This window comes from Wolbachia endosymbiont (group A) of Lasioglossum fulvicorne, from assembly GCF_964028605.1.
Taxonomy (GTDB): Bacteria; Pseudomonadota; Alphaproteobacteria; order Rickettsiales; family Anaplasmataceae; genus Wolbachia.
Genome location: NZ_OZ034798.1, coordinates 1,240,395 through 1,257,688 on the forward strand (window position 1 = coordinate 1,240,395; position 17,294 = coordinate 1,257,688).

Genomic DNA, 17,294 nt, shown 5'->3' on the forward strand with positions numbered 1-17,294 from the left:
AGTAAACCATATAGGTTAATTATCATCATCATCTTTCGTTACTATCTTATTACTGTCAATGTACTTGAATTTATTAGCATTTATTGATCTCCATCCATCTCTTAGTGTAAAGTGCTTGGAACCCGAAGAATCATCACGTCCTATTTCTTTTCCAAGGTACAGAAAAACTTTACGATTTTGGCTGTCTTTCTTTTGCCTTTCCTTATAAACAGGTTGCTTACCTTGAACGTTAATTTTGATATTATTGTTCTGTATGAGTAATTTAGCCATTTTCTCTAGCACAGGTTGTTTATCATAGCTGGCATCACAGGCCCTAGCAATAGACATCAAAGGTGTCATGCCCTCCTCATCAAACGCATTAACATCCGCACCTCCTTCTATAGCCTGTCTAAAATCTTCTAGATTTTCGTCATCAATAGCCTTAAATAACTGTTTTGTTGATTCACTTAGCTGTCTTGAAGTTGTCGGATTTCGAGCTTGCGATGCCGTGTTATCACCACCTCCATAAGCTCCATAATATGCTACACTGTTTCTATAAGGCATACTAAACCCTCTTTATTAATGATTTACTAATATAATTATGTAAAAGAAAAGGAAAATTGCAAGCAATTTATCTAAAAACCTCAGACGACTCTAAAAACTTCTCTGCATCAAGTGCAGCCATGCACCCTGTTCCTGCTGCAACTACTGCCTGACGATATACCTTATCTTGAACATCACCTGCAGCAAACACCCCTGCCCTACTAGTTAAAGTTATTCCAGGTTTTGTAATTATATAACCCTGTTCATCCATTTCAACAAAGCCTTTAAAAATACCCGTATTTGGTGCGTGTCCGACTGCAATAAACACTCCATCCACTTTTAATTCTGTTGATTTAACTATAATACCAGTAACTTTTTTCGGATTTTCTTCTCCAAGAATCTGCTCCACGATATGGTTCCACATTACTTTTATTTTATCATTTTTAAAGAGCCTATCTTGCATTACTTTTTCCGCTCTCAATTTATCACGTCTGTGTATTAATATCACTTCTTTGGCAAATCGAGTTAAAAATATTGCTTCTTCAACAGCAGTGTTTCCACCACCGACCACAGCTACAACTTTATTCCTAAAAAATGCACCATCACAAGTTGCACATGCTGAAACTCCGTAACCTTGAAATTTCTTTTCACTTTCTAAACCAAGCCATTTTGCTTGCGCACCAGATGCAATTATAATTGCACCTGAATAGTAGTCATTAGTATTACCAGAAGATCTAAACCTATACTCATTAGAATCCTCAAGTTGTTCAACGCTTTTTATCTCATCATCTATTATTTTTGCTCCAACCTTTTCTGCATGCAATCTCATTTGCTCCATTAGTTCTGGACCCCGTATTGAAACAAAACCAGGATAGTTTTCAACATCTGTAGTAATTGTAAGCTGACCACCAGGCTGCATTCCCGTTACTACAATTGGATCTAAGTTTGCACGTGCTGCATATATAGCAGCAGCATAACCCGCTGCCCCAGATCCAATAATAAGAACTTTTGTACTAAATTTATAATTCTTCACTGTATGAGTTTAGATAATCAGCTACTCCTTCATCGCTTGCCTGCATTGCTGGCTTACCTTTTTTCCACCCTGCTGGACACACCTCACCATGCTCCTCATTATGTTTAATTGCATCAACGATTCTAACGAACTCATCGATATTACGCCCTAAAGGCAAATCATTTATCGATTGATGACGTACAATAAATTTATCATCAATAACGAAAGTTGCTCTCAGCGCAATTGAGTCATCATACAAGACCCCATAGTCTCTTGATATAGACTTTTTGATATCAGACACTAAAGTGTAGCTAACCTCTCCAATACCACCATCATTAACTGGAGTTTTTCGCCACTTACAATGTGAGAACTTTGAATCTACACTTACTCCTATAACTTCAACACCACGTTTTGAAAAATCCTCTATTTTATTACTAAATGATATCAACTCAGTTGGACAAACAAAGGTAAAATCAAGTGGATAGAAAAAAAGGACAGCATACTTATTTTTTATGCGCTTACTCAGACAGAAATCATCAACAATTTCTCCGCCAGAGAGAACAGCTGAAGCAGTAAAATCGATAGCAGATTTTGTTACAAGATTCATAATTGACCTATTCTTTTAAAACAACTCTAATTTTACATCTTGATGAACTTATATGCAAGTTTTCTTTAGTTCTAGCCCTATAAAAACTTCCTAAAATAGCTCTTCTTTTTTTACCGATAAGATATAGCTCTTTTCATAGAAGTCCGGATGTGATAAGATAAGGATAGACGATGATAAGGAGGTTGAGTGCCAGCAGCATATAGTTATGACTTAAGGAAAAAAGCAATGGAAGCGCTAGAGGAGGGAGGAAGCAGAGAAACAGTGGCAGCAAGATTTAAAATTGGACGAACTACTTTATGGGAGTGGCAGCAAAGAAGAAAAGAAACAGGAGACTTTCAATCAAAAAAACTTGGAAATGGAGGTTACAATCACAAAATTACCGACTGGGATGCCTTTGCTAAATTTGCCAGAGAAAACGGAGGAAAGACTCTTTCGGAAATGGCTAAACTTTGGGGCAACGTTAGTATCCAAACGATCCACCGAGCTCTCAGAACCTGTACATGATCTCAAGAAAGGAATAAACTAAGAGATAATATATATAAGTTAGGATATATGAGGAGTTTATACCCAAGTGATATAAGTCGGGAAAGATTTGAGATTATGTTACCAGATCTAGAGTCCTGTAGAAAAAAAACAAAACCAAGGAAACTTGATTTGTATGATGTATTTTGTGGAGTGTTATACGTTCTGAAAAGCGGTTGTCAGTGGAGAATGCTACCAAAAGAGTTTCCAAAATGGCGCAATTGTTACGACTATTTTAAGAAGTGGAGTGAAAAACCAGATGCAGATAAAGAAAGTGTTCTGGAGCTGGTGTTAAAAAAAAATAGTTGGCGTGGTCCGACAAAACAATGGTCGGAAAGAAAAAACCAGCTTCTGCATAATTGATGCACAGAGTGTAAAAAATGCAGATACTGCTGAAGAAAAAGGCTATGATGCAGGCAAAAAGATTTCAGGAATAAAACGCCATATTGCAGTAGATACGCAAGGTTTGCCCCATGCAATTTATATAACAACAGCAGAGATAACTGACCGTAGCAGTGCTGTGAGAATGGTCGAAAATGCAAAAGAAAACCTCTCGGGAGTTAAAAATGTACTGGTTGATGCAGGCTATACTGGAGAGAATTTTGCAACTCAAATAAAAACGATTATTGGTGCAACCGTTGAAGTGATAAAAAGAAATGAATTACATTCCTTTGTTGTATTGCCCAAAAGATGGGTTGTGGAGCGATCTTTTGCTTGGTTAGAAAAATGTAGAAGATTGTGGAAAAATTGTGAGCGAAAACTCAATACTAGCCTACAAATGGTCGTTCTGGCTTTCACTGCCTTACTTCTGAAAAGATTATGAACAGGCTCTAAGAACCTGTACATGATCTCAAGAAAGGAATAAACTAAGAGATAATATATATAAGTTAGGATATATGAGGAGTTTATACCCAAGTGATATAAGTCGGGAAAGATTTGAGATTATGTTACCAGATCTAGAGTCCTGTAGGAAAAAAACAAAACCAAGAAAACTTGATTTGTATGATGTATTTTGTGGAGTGTTATACGTTCTGAAAAGCGGTTGTCAGTGGAGAATGCTACCAAAAGAGTTTCCAAAATGGCGCAATTGTTACGACTATTTTAAGAAGTGGAGTGAAAAACCAGATGCAGATAAAGAAAGTGTTCTGGAGCTGGTGTTAAAAAAAAATAGTTGGCGTGGTCCGACAAAACAATGGTCGGAAAGAAAAAACCAGCTTCTGCATAATTGATGCACAGAGTGTAAAAAATGCAGATACTGCTGAAGAAAAAGGCTATGATGCAGGCAAAAAGATTTCAGGAATAAAACGCCATATTGCAGTAGATACGCAAGGTTTGCCCCATGCAATTTATATAACAACAGCAGAGATATAGCATTTCTCATAATAGTCCGAACAGGTCATAGGAAGGCAGAATCAACAGCACGACGAAAGGATTCGAATAGAGGAATGTTTTTCCTAGCTCTGTTTTTTATAGCAAACCAATGATGCTCAATTTTGTTGAAATCTGGAGAATACGGCGGCAGATACAAAATTTCTGCACCAACTCCTCTAGCAAGCTCGATAATCTTACCAGACTTATGAAAAGTAGCATTGTCAAGAATGACAGTCTGTCCAGGTTCCAAGATCGGTGTCAAAAATTGCTCAAACCATCCATTAAAAACATCCATATTACAGTGGCCTTCAAAGGTTAATGGAGCAACTATCTTTCTTCTACTTAAGGCTGCAACCATACTGATTCGTTGAGTTTTCTTTCCAGATTTTAGGCCATAAAACCGCTGTCCTTTCTGGCAATACCCATATGGATAGTCCTCTGTGTTATCAATGCCAGACTCATCTATATAAACTAAGTTTTCTGGTTCTTTTGTTGCTATAATTTTTAAGAATTCAGCACGTTTTTCTTCGTTTCTTTCCTTGTATCCATATGTCTTTTTTTGCGCGTAAATCCAATTTTTCTGAGAGCTCGGTGGATCGTTTGGATACTAACGTTGCCCCAAAGTTTAGCCATTTCCGACAGAGTCTTTCCTCCGTTTTCTCTGGCAAATTTAGCAAAGGCATCCCAGTCGGTAATTTTGTGATTGTAACCTCCATTTCCAAGTTTTTTTGATTGAAAGTCTCCTGTTTCTTTTCTTCTTTGCTGCCACTCCCATAAAGTAGTTCGTCCAATTTTAAATCTTGCTGCCACTGTTTCTCTGCTTCCTCCCTCCTCTAGCGCTTCCATTGCTTTTTTCCTTAAGTCATAACTATATGCTGCTGGCACTCAACCTCCTTATCATCGTCTATCCTTATCTTATCACATCCGGACTTCTATGAAAAGAGCTATAACTGACCGTAGCAGTGCTGTGAGAATGGTCGAAAATGCAAAAGAAAACCTCTCGGGAGTTAAAAATGTACTGGTTGATGCAGGCTATACTGGAGAGAATTTTGCAACTCAAATAAAAACGATTATTGGTGCAACCGTTGAAGTGATAAAAAGAAATGAATTACATTCCTTTGTTGTATTGCCCAAAAGATGGGTTGTGGAGCGATCTTTTGCTTGGTTAGAAAAGTGTAGAAGATTGTGGAAAAATTGTGAGCGAAAACTCAATACTAGCCTACAAATGGTCGTTCTGGCTTTCACTGCCTTACTTCTGAAAAGATTATGAACAGGCTCTAAGAGATACCCGGGCGGTATGACGGTTCGTGGTGGTATGACGATAAGGTTCCAGTGTCAAGCGTTTGGCATGCAAATTTCCTTAAACGTTCGTAAGCTTAAAACTTTACTTTAGATCAAACTGCTGTATAGTGACTTTATAGCTTCAATTTTGTAATGAACATACCTAGTATAGAAAATTGTGATCTTTACAATAAAACCGTCTTACTCAGAGTTGATTTCAATGTTCCTATAAAAGATGGAGAAATTCGTGATGTCACTCGTATTTTGAGAGCATTGCCTACTATTCAGTATTTAGTGAATGCGAGTGCAAAGATTATTATCATATCGCATTTCGGACGCCCAAAGGCCAGAGACAATAATCTGTCGCTAAAAAATGTAATTGACACTTTATCGCAGTTACTAAATAAAAAAGTAAAATTCATTGATGATTGCGTTGGTGAAAAAGTGCAAAAAGCAGTGAGTGCTATGGATGCAAGAGATATAATATTACTAGAGAATCTAAGATTTTATAAAGAGGAAGAGCAAAGTGACTCAAATTTTGCCAAACAACTGGCATCTCTAGCGGATATATATGTAAATGATGCATTTTCTTGCTCTCACAGAGCTCACGCTTCTATTTCACGCATTACAGAATTTTTACCTTCCTATGCAGGATTTTGCTTGCAAGATGAGCTAAAGTATCTTGAAAAAGCTATATCGTTTAAAGCTAAACCTATTACTGCGATAGTTGGGGGAGCTAAAATATCAACTAAAATAAAAGTGCTTATGAGGCTAACAGAAAAGGTTGATTACCTAGTTCTCGGTGGTGCAATAGCCAATAATTTTTTGTTATTTAGCAAAGTAAGTATAGGGAAATCTTTTTTTCAAAATGGTGTTGACGACCTTCTACATAATATTGTTGAAACAGCAAATAAAAACAATTGCAAAATAGTTGTGCCAGAAGACGTTCTGGTTGCAGTAAACTCTGATTACAGCACTAGTATTTCAAGAAAAACTGAGTCCATTTTGGACGGTGATATAATTTTGGATATCGGACCACAAACTTTGAGTACAATAAGCAGTATAATAGCAAGCAGTAAGACTCTGCTGTGGAATGGGCCTATTGGTGTTTTTGAACATTCAGCTTTTGCAAGTGGTACAATAGGGGTAATGAAAGTCGTAAGTGACTCAACGCACAAAGGAAAGTTAACCAGCATAATAGGGGGAGGTGATAGTCTATCTGCAATAAGCGCTGCAGGCCTTACCGATAAGGATTTTACATATGTTTCCACTGGTGGAGGAGCATTTTTAGATTGGTTAAGTGGTGATGAAATGCCGGGAGTTGCTGCTCTGCAAAAATGATTAGATTAAAACTTTTTTAAATTGTTTCTTGTAAGCTAGCTTTTTTGTGAACGTGATTATGTCGAAGACAGTTAAACTAATTTTGTGTTTAATAATACCAATAATAGGATTTATTTTTTATATTAAGGATCATTATTTTCACACCGGCTATGTAGAAGAAAATAATTTTGAACCATTTTTCAGTTCACAACCAGCCACCGTTTCCAGAATTAACTGACTTTGATAGAGGAGTGTTGAAAATTTGTGGAGATTGGGGAGCACATCCAGAGAAAGAAGATTTCAAAATTTTACTTAGTTGTTCGCAACATCAAGAAGTAGTGAAAGGAATATATAAGTGATTACGCCAGATGCGGATTTGGAGTTATTTAAAGATGAACTGGCTAACATTTGGTTTACAAATAGTGGAAGTGAAAAAGAAACTATAGGGTTTGGACATATTTTTTGTGGTGAGCCAAACGATAAACTAGGTGGTATGCATTTTGTAGGTAGATATGTTGAAGCTCAAGAGGATAAATGGGCAGGTGCGATTTGGAATCCTGTGCAATAAATCAGATATTAAGCCGCCAGTTTATACATTTGGAATGAAATATTTGGGCAAGGATGGAGAAGTAAAAGTTAAGTGTCCAAATGGATATGCATATAACCTTCATGCCGATAATTTCTGCAACCAAGGCGTTTAAGGAATTAGGAAAAGATGGAATGTGCCTGTATAAAATGGAGGATGACAATTATCAATCAGTGTTTGTAAGAAAGAATGATGCTATACTCACGTTCTATCCTGACTTAACACCAAAATGTGATGATAAGAGTACTATAGCATTTCTCATAATAGTCCGAACAGGTCATAGGAAGGCAGAATCAACAGCACGACGAAAGGATTCGAATAGAGGAATGTTTTTCCTAGCTCTGTTTTTTATAGCAAACCAATGATGCTCAATTTTGTTGAAATCTGGAGAATACGGCGGCAGATACAAAATTTCTGCACCAACTCCTCTAGCAAGCTCGATAATCTTACCAGACTTATGAAAAGTAGCATTGTCAAGAATGACAGTCTGTCCAGGTTCCAAGATCGGTGTCAAAAATTGCTCAAACCATCCATTAAAAACATCCATATTACAGTGGCCTTCAAAGGTTAATGGAGCAACTATAGCATTTCTCATAATAGTCCGAACAGGTCATAGGAAGGCAGAATCAACAGCACGACGAAAGGATTCGAATAGAGGAATGTTTTTCCTAGCTCTGTTTTTTATAGCAAACCAATGATGCTCAATTTTGTTGAAATCTGGAGAATACGGCGGCAGATACAAAATTTCTGCACCAACTCCTCTAGCAAGCTCGATAATCTTACCAGACTTATGAAAAGTAGCATTGTCAAGAATGACAGTCTGTCCAGGTTCCAAGATCGGTGTCAAAAATTGCTCAAACCATCCATTAAAAACATCCATATTACAGTGGCCTTCAAAGGTTAATGGAGCAACTATCTTTCTTCTACTTAAGGCTGCAACCATACTGATTCGTTGAGTTTTCTTTCCAGATTTTAGGCCATAAAACCGCTGTCCTTTCTGGCAATACCCATATGGATACTCCTCTGTGTTATCAATGCCAGACTCATCTATATAAACTAAGTTTTCTGGTTCTTTTGTTGCTATAATTTTTAAGAATTCAGCACGTTTTTCTTCGTTTCTTTCCTTGTATCCATATGTCTTTTTTTGCGCGTAAATCCAATTTTTCTGAGAGCTCGGTGGATCGTTTGGATACTAACGTTGCCCCAAAGTTTAGCCATTTCCGACAGAGTCTTTCCTCCATTTTCTCTGGCAAATTTAGCAAAGGCATCCCAGTCGGTAATTTTGTGATTGTAACCTCCATTTCCAAGTTTTTTTGATTGAAAGTCTCCTGTTTCTTTTCTTCTTTGCTGCCACTCCCATAAAGTAGTTCGTCCAATTTTAAATCTTGCTGCCACTGTTTCTCTGCTTCCTCCCTCCTCTAGCGCTTCCATTGCTTTTTTCCTTAAGTCATAACTATATGCTGCTGGCACTCAACCTCCTTATCATCGTCTATCCTTATCTTATCACATCCGGACTTCTATGAAAAGAGCTATATCTTTCTTCTACTTAAGGCTGCAACCATACTGATTCGTTGAGTTTTCTTTCCAGATTTTAGGCCATAAAACCGCTGTCCTTTCTGGCAATACCCATATGGATAGTCCTCTGTGTTATCAATGCCAGACTCATCTATATAAACTAAGTTTTCTGGTTCTTTTGTTGCTATAATTTTTAAGAATTCAGCACGTTTTTCTTCGTTTCTTTCCTTGTATCCATATGTCTTTTTTTGCGCGTAAATCCAATTTTTCTGAGAGCTCGGTGGATCGTTTGGATACTAACGTTGCCCCAAAGTTTAGCCATTTCCGACAGAGTCTTTCCTCCGTTTTCTCTGGCAAATTTAGCAAAGGCATCCCAGTCGGTGATTTTGTGATTGTAACCCCCATTTCCAAGTTTTTTTGATTGAAAGTCTCCTGTTTCTTTTCTTCTTTGCTGCCACTCCCATAAAGTAGTTCGTCCAATTTTAAATCTTGCTGCCACTGTTTCTCTGCTTCCTCCCTCCTCTAGCGCTTCCATTGCTTTTTTCCTTAAGTCATAACTATATGCTGCTGGCACTCAACCTCCTTATCATCGTCTATCCTTATCTTATCACATCCGGACTTCTATGAAAAGAGCTATAAACTTTGTAACTTTTGAAAAAGATTATGATTGCATTTTTTCAATACTCTTTGCTTAAGACTTATATTTAACGCTGCTTAAAATCAGTGAAAGGCACACCCCAGCAAACTATTCTGCCGAGCTTCCAACACTTTCACGTTTACTATTTTGTCCCTGTATTTATCTTCAGGGTCATCAATGCACACTGATTGCATATATGGGCTTTTACCAATAATTTGGTTTTGGTGTTTACCTTTTTTATCGCTAAATAGAACAGGTATAGTTTTGCCTACCATACTCTGGTTAAACTCAAGTTGTTGCTTACTAATTAATTTCTGTAAACGAAGAAGGCGCTTTGTTTTAACCTCTTCTGGTACTTGATCTTTTCTTTCCGCTCCCGGTGTGCCTGGTCTTGGGCTGTATTTAAAACTATAAGCCTGAGCATATCTAACTTTTTCTACTAATTTCATAGTTTCTTCAAAATCTTTTTCGGTTTCTCCAGGAAAACCAACGATAAAATCAGAAGAAAATTCGATTTTAGGTTTCAATTTGCGAAATCTGTCTATTATTTCCAAATACTCCTCTGCAGTGTGTTTCCTGTTCATCACGCGCAATATTTTATTCGAACCAGACTGCACAGGCAGGTGAACAAACGGCATGAGTTTTGGCTCTTCCGCATGTGCCAAGTAAAGAGATTCATGCATATCTCTTGGATGAGAAGTTGTATAACGAATCCTCTCTAGCTTTTCAATTTTAGCAATATGACTAATTAATTTGCCTAAATCCCACACTTCCCCTTCGCACTCCCCATGGTAAGCATTGACATTCTGACCAAGCAAATTGATCTCATTTGCCCCATTTGCAACTAATTTCAATGCTTCACAAAATATTTCATTTACTGGCCGTGAATACTCAGCTCCACGAGTATAGGGCACTACACAAAACGTACAAAATTTATCACAACCTTCTTGTATGGCAAGAAACGCAGAGGACCCCTGGCTATTGCCATAGCATTCATCTGGCAATTTATCAAACTTTGCAACTTCAGGAAAATCAGTGTTTATTATGTGACCTTTACTTCTGCTTGCTTTGACTATCAGCTCCGGTAAAGTAGCGATACTCTGCGGACCAACAACAATATCAACAAAAGGAGCCCTTCTGAATACTTCTTCTCCCTCTGCTTGCGCTACACACCCAGCCACCACTATAGTCATTTCTTTTCGTAACGAATGAATCTTCCCAAGCTCTGAGTAAAGTTTTTCTGCTGCCTTCTCTCTAATATGGCAAGTGTTCAGCATCACCAAATCAGCTTTTCCTGCATCACTAACAACGTTGAACCCCAAAGGTTTAATTATATTTTCCATTAAAACGGAGTCATAAACGTTCATCTGACAGCCGTAAGTTTTAATATATAGGCCTTTCATATTTGGTATGTTTTTTTCAAAATTTCTTCACCCTACACGTAAATGTCTAACAGACCAGCGCGTGACGCTAGTGAACTTGTTCACAAATAAGCACAATAGATTTTGATAAGATTGTACGGAAAATTGGATCCCAGTGTCAAGCACTGGGATGACAAGTTCTCGGCAACCCCTACGTCATACCATCACGGTATCTCTAGATCCCGCTAACACGTAGCGGGATGACGGTTGTCAGGGTGTCATGAAAGTAGCTAACACTGGGATCCAGGAAAAAGAATGGTGTCATCCGAGTAGCTTGACACTGGCATCCAGGAAACTTATAGCTCTTTTCATAGAAGTCCGGATGTGATAAGATAAGGATAGACGATGATAAGGAGGTTGAGTGCCAGCAGCATATAGTTATGACTTAAGGAAAAAAGCAATGGAAGCGCTAGAGGAGGGAGGAAGCAGAGAAACAGTGGCAGCAAGATTTAAAATTGGACGAACTACTTTATGGGAGTGGCAGCAAAGAAGAAAAGAAACAGGAGACTTTCAATCAAAAAAACTTGGAAATGGAGGTTACAATCACAAAATTACCGACTGGGATGCCTTTGCTAAATTTGCCAGAGAAAACGGAGGAAAGACTCTGTCGGAAATGGCTAAACTTTGGGGCAACGTTAGTATCCAAACGATCCACCGAGCTCTCAGAAAAATTGGATTTACGCGCAAAAAAAGACATATGGATACAAGGAAAGAAACGAAGAAAAACGTGCTGAATTCTTAAAAATTATAGCAACAAAAGAACCAGAAAACTTAGTTTATATAGATGAGTCTGGCATTGATAACACAGAGGACTATCCATATGGGTATTGCCAGAAAGGACAGCGGTTTTATGGCCTAAAATCTGGGAAGAAAACTCAACGAATCAGTATGGTTGCAGCCTTAAGTAGAAGAAAGATAGTTGCTCCATTAACCTTTGAAGGCCACTGTAATATGGATGTTTTTAATGGATGGTTTGAGCAATTTTTGACACCGATCTTGGAACCTGGACAGACTGTCATTCTTGACAATGCTACTTTTCATAAGTCTGGTAAGATTATCGAGCTTGCTAGAGGAGTTGGTGCAGAAATTTTGTATCTGCCGCCGTATTCTCCAGATTTCAACAAAATTGAGCATCATTGGTTTGCTATAAAAAACAGAGCTAGGAAAAACATTCCTCTATTCGAATCCTTTCGTCGTGCTGTTGATTCTGCCTTCTTATGACCTGTTCGGACTATTATGAGAAATGCTATAATTGCAAGTAATGCATTGAGTTTGGTGAGTATGGGTTTTGCGTTATAGAATGAAGCACTTTTGGTGAATTTGTAAAGAAAGCTGGATCACAGTGTCAAGCACTGGGATGACAAGAAAGGGAGCACTGGAATTTTTATTTCAGTATTGTACATTAGCCATGCATCTGAACAGATACGAGCTTTCTGCTTTTTTTTGGTAAGGTCAGTCAAAAAGGTTTTACAACAACCATAATAACTATAACTATTATCAATACTGTCACTGCTTCATTTAAAACACGAAAATAAATATGTGACTTCTTATTCGAACCCATTGCAAAATTTTTCCTATATTTTGCAAGTAGCATATGAATAATTAACATCAAAAGTATTGCAAATGCTTTTACATGAAACCATCCTTCACGATATGCTTCCCTAATAACCATTAGTGTGATTCCAAGACCAAGTGAGAAAAGCATTGCAGGGTTTATGATATATCTAAGTAGCCTCTTTTCCATTGTTTGAAGCAAGCTATCATTTTCCGATCCCGGTTTTACAGTTGCATGGTAGACATAAAGCCTGGGTAAATAAAGCATACCTACCATCCACATAATGGCGGAGATAACGTGAAAAGCCTCAAGCCAGTGGTAGTAATCCATTGAGATTTATTATAAAATGTTAAAAATTTCTGATATTATCTTAGTTTAATAAAAAAGAAACCAATATGAAAGCAGAAAATTTCACTAAAGAACAGGTGATTGAATTCTACAAGAAAATGCTACTCATACGCAGATTTGAGGAAAAAGCAGGACAATTATATGGGATGGGATTAATAGGCGGGTTCTGTCACCTATCAATAGGACAAGAAGCAGTTGCAGTTGGAACTCAAGCTGCATCAAAATTAGGTGACGCTTTTATCACAAGTTATAGAGACCATGGCTTAATGCTCGCATGTGATTCTGATCCAAATGTTGTAATGGCAGAGCTTACCGGCAAAGAAACTGGATGCTCGAAAGGTAAAGGTGGTTCGATGCACGTATTTGACGTTGAAAAAAAATTCTTCGGCGGGCATGGAATAGTGGGAGCACAAGTTCCAATTGGCACAGGAATAGCATTTGCTAATAAATATAAGAAAAAAGATAACGTGGTATTTACATATTTTGGCGACGGTGCTGCAAATCAAGGACAAGTATATGAATCATTTAATATGGCATCTTTGTGGGAGTTGCCTGTGGTTTACATCATAGAAAATAATGAATACGCAATGGGAACCTCCGTGCAAAGATCAACTTTAGTAACAGAGTTATATAAAAGAGGAGAAAGTTTTGGTATTCCTGGAAAACAAGTTGATGGAATGGATTTTTTCTCTGTTTATGCGGCTACAAGCGAAGCAGCGGAACACACACGCAGCGGAAAATGGCCTATCCTGCTTGAAATGAAGACATATCGATATCGCGGTCACTCAATGTCAGACCCTGCTACTTATCGCTTAAAAGAAGAAGTTGAAGATATGAAGCAAAATCATGACCCTATAGGCACTTTAAAGAAATACATAACAGATAATAAAATTGCTTCAGAAGAAGAGTGCAAAGTAATTGATAAGGAAATACGTGATTTAGTAAAAAAGTCGGAAGATTTTGCCAAAAATAGTAAAGAACCAAGCGTTGATGAGCTGTATACTGATGTTTATAAATTTGTTAGCTAATTTTTTTATCCAGAACTGTACAAACATTGTATAGTAAACGATGTCATCCAATTCTCCTGTCATCCAAGTAACCTCCTCTTCTTGTCATTCCAGTGCTCTGACTACTTGGATCCAGCTGAGTTGGTGAGTATAAAAGTATAGCTAACGCAAGCTCTACGTCATGCCGCCGTGAACCGTCATACCGCGATTCATTCGCGGTATCTCGGCCGCTAACAAGTAGCGGGATGACGGTTGTCAGGCTAGCTGTCATCTCAGTAGTCTTCTTCTCCTGTCATCCGAGTAGCTGACACTGGTTCCTTTATGACGGCAGTAGCCCCTTCGGTGTCATTCCAGTGCTTGACACTGGAATGACACCAATAATTGACATTTCACTAGATATTCATTATAAATAATGGAATGCTACAAAGTATAAAAACCATATTAATAGAAGACGATAACGTTAGGCTGGATAGGTACATCAGAAGAATCTTTCCTGATCTAAAGCAATCTGTAATTGAAAAATCTTTAAGGAAAGGATTAATCAAAGTTGATGATTGCAAAGCAAAGTCCAGTGATAGAGTAAATTCTGGGCAAACTATAACGCTGAAGCACTTGAATTATATTGAAAACGCTAATTCTGATCGCAAATATAATGAAAAGTTAGTGAATCTACTAAGAGAGAACATATTATATGAAGACGAATATATACTAGCTATAAACAAACCCGCAGGGGTCATCGTTCAAGGTGGCGTAAAAGTAAAGATTAGCATGAGTGATTTGCTTGACCAAATAAGAGAGGGAGAAACATTTAAAATTGTCCATAGGCTAGATAGAGATACGAGTGGAGTGATAATATTCGCACGCAACGCTAATGTTGCCAGATACCTTATGGAAGAATTTAAAGGACGAAGAGTAAAAAAAACTTATTTAGCATTAACTTCTGGCATACCGAGCAAGGATAGTGGAACAATAGACTATCCATTGGTGAAAAAATATGTTTCAGGTCAAGAAAAAGTGGTCGTTGATGAAAATTCACCTCAGAATGCCACTACGCATTTTTCAATTATAGCAAAATCCAAACACAATGTTGCTTATTTAAAATTACAACCAATTACCGGCAGAACCCACCAGTTATAGCATTTCTTATAATAGTCCGAACAGGTCATAGGAAGGCAGAATCAACAGCACGACGAAAGGATTCGAATAGAGGAATGTTTTTCCTAGCTCTGTTTTTTATAGCAAACCAATGATGCTCAATTTTGTTGAAATCTGGAGAATACGGCGGCAGATACAAAATTTCTGCACCAACTCCTCTAGCAAGCTCGATAATCTTACCAGACTTATGAAAAGTAGCATTGTCAAGAATGACAGTCTGTCCAGGTTCCAAGATCGGTGTCAAAAATTGCTCAAACCATCCATTAAAAACATCCATATTACATTGGCCTTCAAAGGTTAATGGAGCAACTATCTTTCTTCTACTTAAGGCTGCAACCATACTGATTCGTTGAGTTTTCTTTCCAGATTTTAGGCCATAAAACCGCTGTCCTTTCTGGCAATACCCATATGGATAGTCCTCTGTGTTATCAATGCCAGACTCATCTATATAAACTAAGTTTTCTGGTTCTTTTGTTGCTATAATTTTTAAGAATTCAGCACGTTTTTCTTCGTTTCTTTCCTTGTATCCATATGTCTTTTTTTGCGCGTAAATCCAATTTTTCTGAGAGCTCGGTGGATCGTTTGGATACTAACGTTGCCCCAAAGTTTAGCCATTTCCGACAGAGTCTTTCCTCCGTTTTCTCTGGCAAATTTAGCAAAGGCATCCCAGTCGGTAATTTTGTGATTGTAACCTCCATTTCCAAGTTTTTTTGATTGAAAGTCTCCTGTTTCTTTTCTTCTTTGCTGCCACTCCCATAAAGTAGTTCGTCCAATTTTAAATCTTGCTGCCACTGTTTCTCTGCTTCCTCCCTCCTCTAGCGCTTCCATTGCTTTTTTCCTTAAGTCATAACTATATGCTGCTGGCACTCAACCTCCTTATCATCGTCTATCCTTACCTTATCACATCCGGACTTCTATAAAAAGAGCTATACGTGCACATTTAGCTCATATAAATTGCCCTATTCTTGGTGACGGTAAATATGGTGGTAAAAAAGCTTTTATTGATGGGATAGCAAATAAAATTCACCTTCATTCGCATTCTTTATCTTTAAAACTGCCAAACAATAAAGAAATCACTATCACCGCTCCTATCACTAAACACATCGAAAAATCCATTGAAGCGCTATTTTTCGACTGAAACGATTTCACCAATCAACTTTTCTGTCTTTGGCTTTAATTTGAAGCACAGATATTAGGCTAATTAATGCGCAGGTAGTAAGATAAATGCCTGCTGCAAGTTTTATTTCGGTTTTTTCTATAAGCCACATACATATGGATGGAGAAAGGCCACCAAATATTCCTGCAGATATGTTATGTGCGAGGCTAAAGCCCGTGCACCTAACTTTCGTTGGAAATAACTCGCAGACAAGAGAATTGTATATTCCAAAAGATGCACCTATCGGTACGCTTATCAATAGAAAAGTGAGCGTTACAATATAGTGGTTATCATATGATAATAGCGAAAGCGCCGGCAAACCGGCGCAAGCTAGAGCTACTAATGTAGGAATCATTACATTTTTTCTTCCAACTTTATCAGACAGTATTGCAAACAGCACTGCAGACGCTCCAAATGTAATTTCAACTATAATCCTTACTACATTTTTAATATCAATACCTGACAGAGTAAGCGCTTTTACAGATATGTTATAAAACATTATTACCGAATAAACGATTGCATTTTGAGCGATACCAAGCCCAATTGCTATCATAAATACTTTTTTATAGTCCCTGGTTAATTCTAAAAATGGAGAATGAGATAAGCTTTTATTTTTATCGTGTGTTTTATATGCTAAGCTCTCTTCCATTATATATCTTGTTAAAAAGCCTATTATGCCCATAATGAAGCAGAAATAGAAGGGCAGCCTCCAGCCCCAAATTTCATAATTTTCACCTGTGAGTTTTTTACAAATAGCTATCATTACAAAGCATGTAAGAGAACCAAGCGCACCGCTAAAAGGCTTCATACTCCCTAGAAAGCCTAGATTTTTTTTATCGCTTGAATGCTCTATTAAAAAAGCCGAGTTGATACTCGTTTCTCCACCTGCTGCCATTCCTTGTGTTATTCTACAAAGCAGAAGCAGTATAGGAGAAAATATTCCAATTTCTTTAAAGCTTGGTATAACCGCAATTGCAGTAGACGATATCGAAGCTAATATTACAGAAGTCAGCAAAATTTTCCTTCTGCCGTATTTATCTCCAATGTAACCAAAAATAAATGCACCAAGTGGTCTAAATCCAAATCCAATTGCAAAACTGCCAAGAAATTTGATTTTTTTTATGTAATCACTTTCTGATGAAAAAAAAACGTCACTTATTATGTGTGTTAACACTCCAAATAGAGTTAACTCATACCATATAATCATGTTACAGATTATGCTTGATAGTATTGCTTTTTGAATATTGTTCATGACTTCCGGTTTACCACACCCCGCTAT

14 protein-coding genes and 7 pseudogenes are annotated in these 17,294 nt (G+C 37.6%); 10 read left to right on the forward strand and 11 right to left on the reverse strand.

Going from position 1 to position 17,294, the window contains the following annotated elements; genetic code table 11:
* Positions 1-15: 15 nt before the first annotated feature.
* From ABWU71_RS06930 to ABWU71_RS06940, 3 genes are all read right to left on the reverse strand, one after another.
* Entirely contained in the window at positions 16-543 is a 528-nt protein-coding gene (locus ABWU71_RS06930) for a hypothetical protein (protein ID WP_353284358.1), read from the reverse strand.
* Between the two features lie 67 nt (positions 544-610).
* A complete protein-coding gene (gene trxB / locus ABWU71_RS06935) occupies positions 611-1,555 on the reverse strand; it encodes a thioredoxin-disulfide reductase (RefSeq protein ID WP_353284359.1) in 945 nt (314 codons plus the stop codon).
* Positions 1,542-2,141, reverse strand: a complete 600-nt coding sequence (locus tag ABWU71_RS06940; RefSeq protein ID WP_353284360.1) for a peroxiredoxin — start codon at positions 2,139-2,141, stop codon at positions 1,542-1,544. The genes trxB and ABWU71_RS06940 overlap by 14 nt, the downstream gene beginning before the upstream one ends.
* Positions 2,142-2,327: 186 nt before the next feature.
* Here ABWU71_RS06940 and ABWU71_RS06945 point away from each other — a divergent pair.
* From ABWU71_RS06945 to ABWU71_RS06955, 3 genes and pseudogenes are all read left to right on the forward strand, one after another.
* Positions 2,328-2,633: pseudogene (locus tag ABWU71_RS06945) on the forward strand (IS630 transposase-related protein); the annotation flags it as partial.
* Positions 2,634-2,693: 60 nt separating this feature from the next.
* A protein-coding gene (locus ABWU71_RS06950) for an IS5 family transposase (RefSeq protein WP_265023453.1) occupies positions 2,694-3,486 on the forward strand; the annotation gives its coding sequence in 2 pieces (ribosomal slippage) (positions 2,694-2,957 and positions 2,959-3,486; 792 coding nt in all).
* Between the two features lie 73 nt (positions 3,487-3,559).
* Positions 3,560-4,031 (forward strand): annotated as a pseudogene (locus tag ABWU71_RS06955) (IS5 family transposase); the annotation flags it as partial.
* A 28-nt stretch (positions 4,032-4,059) separates the two neighbouring features.
* Here ABWU71_RS06955 and ABWU71_RS06960 read toward each other — a convergent pair.
* A protein-coding gene (locus ABWU71_RS06960; RefSeq protein WP_353284076.1) for an IS630 family transposase occupies positions 4,060-4,919 on the reverse strand; the annotation gives its coding sequence in 2 pieces (ribosomal slippage) (positions 4,060-4,595 and positions 4,595-4,919; 861 coding nt in all).
* A gap of 61 nt (positions 4,920-4,980) precedes the next feature.
* On the opposite strand from ABWU71_RS06960, the pseudogene ABWU71_RS06965 reads away from it, so the two are divergent.
* The 3 genes and pseudogenes from ABWU71_RS06965 to ABWU71_RS06975 form a co-directional block, all read left to right on the forward strand.
* Positions 4,981-5,304: pseudogene (locus ABWU71_RS06965) on the forward strand (transposase); the annotation flags it as partial.
* Positions 5,305-5,468: 164 nt separating this feature from the next.
* The gene (locus ABWU71_RS06970; protein WP_353284361.1) at positions 5,469-6,656 is read left to right on the forward strand and encodes a phosphoglycerate kinase; all 1,188 of its coding nucleotides are present in this window, start codon (positions 5,469-5,471) and stop codon (positions 6,654-6,656) included.
* 334 nt (positions 6,657-6,990) lie between these two features.
* Entirely contained in the window at positions 6,991-7,203 is a 213-nt protein-coding gene (locus ABWU71_RS06975; RefSeq protein ID WP_353284362.1) for an EndoU domain-containing protein, read from the forward strand.
* 295 nt (positions 7,204-7,498) lie between these two features.
* Here ABWU71_RS06975 and ABWU71_RS06980 read toward each other — a convergent pair.
* The 4 genes and pseudogenes from ABWU71_RS06980 to miaB all read right to left on the reverse strand — a co-directional run.
* Positions 7,499-7,804 (reverse strand): annotated as a pseudogene (locus tag ABWU71_RS06980) (transposase); the annotation flags it as partial.
* 27 nt (positions 7,805-7,831) lie between these two features.
* Positions 7,832-8,691 (reverse strand): IS630 family transposase gene (locus ABWU71_RS06985; RefSeq protein WP_353284363.1). Its coding sequence is split into 2 segments (ribosomal slippage): positions 7,832-8,367 and positions 8,367-8,691, totalling 861 coding nucleotides; the frame shifts between segments, so codons are not numbered across the junction.
* Positions 8,692-8,753: 62 nt separating this feature from the next.
* Positions 8,754-9,310, reverse strand: a pseudogene (locus ABWU71_RS06990) (IS630 transposase-related protein); the annotation flags it as partial.
* A gap of 146 nt (positions 9,311-9,456) precedes the next feature.
* Positions 9,457-10,776 (reverse strand): tRNA (N6-isopentenyl adenosine(37)-C2)-methylthiotransferase MiaB, encoded by a 1,320-nt coding sequence (gene miaB, locus ABWU71_RS06995; RefSeq protein ID WP_353284364.1) that lies wholly within the window; start codon positions 10,774-10,776, stop codon positions 9,457-9,459.
* A 379-nt stretch (positions 10,777-11,155) separates the two neighbouring features.
* On the opposite strand from miaB, the gene ABWU71_RS07000 reads away from it, so the two are divergent.
* A protein-coding gene (locus tag ABWU71_RS07000; protein ID WP_353284076.1) for an IS630 family transposase occupies positions 11,156-12,015 on the forward strand; the annotation gives its coding sequence in 2 pieces (ribosomal slippage) (positions 11,156-11,480 and positions 11,480-12,015; 861 coding nt in all).
* Positions 12,016-12,250: 235 nt separating this feature from the next.
* On the opposite strand, the gene hemJ is transcribed toward ABWU71_RS07000, so the two are convergent.
* A complete protein-coding gene (gene hemJ, locus ABWU71_RS07005) occupies positions 12,251-12,679 on the reverse strand; it encodes a protoporphyrinogen oxidase HemJ (protein ID WP_353284365.1) in 429 nt (142 codons plus the stop codon).
* 65 nt (positions 12,680-12,744) lie between these two features.
* On the opposite strand from hemJ, the gene pdhA reads away from it, so the two are divergent.
* Positions 12,745-13,725, forward strand: a complete 981-nt coding sequence (pdhA, locus tag ABWU71_RS07010; RefSeq protein ID WP_353284366.1) for a pyruvate dehydrogenase (acetyl-transferring) E1 component subunit alpha — start codon at positions 12,745-12,747, stop codon at positions 13,723-13,725.
* Positions 13,726-14,121: 396 nt separating this feature from the next.
* A pseudogene (locus ABWU71_RS07015) lies at positions 14,122-14,838 on the forward strand (RluA family pseudouridine synthase); the annotation flags it as partial.
* Positions 14,839-14,866: 28 nt separating this feature from the next.
* On the opposite strand, the gene ABWU71_RS07020 reads toward ABWU71_RS07015, so the two are convergent.
* A protein-coding gene (locus ABWU71_RS07020; protein ID WP_353284367.1) for an IS630 family transposase occupies positions 14,867-15,726 on the reverse strand; the annotation gives its coding sequence in 2 pieces (ribosomal slippage) (positions 14,867-15,402 and positions 15,402-15,726; 861 coding nt in all).
* 61 nt (positions 15,727-15,787) lie between these two features.
* Between ABWU71_RS07020 and ABWU71_RS07025 the strand changes: the two are divergent.
* A pseudogene (locus ABWU71_RS07025) lies at positions 15,788-15,997 on the forward strand (RluA family pseudouridine synthase); the annotation flags it as partial.
* Between the two features lie 7 nt (positions 15,998-16,004).
* On the opposite strand, the gene ABWU71_RS07030 reads toward ABWU71_RS07025, so the two are convergent.
* Positions 16,005-17,267 carry an MFS transporter gene (locus ABWU71_RS07030; protein WP_353284368.1) on the reverse strand — a complete coding sequence of 421 codons (1,263 nt, stop codon included), beginning with the start codon at positions 17,265-17,267 and terminating at the stop codon, positions 16,005-16,007.
* Between the last annotated feature and the right edge of the window lie 27 nt (positions 17,268-17,294).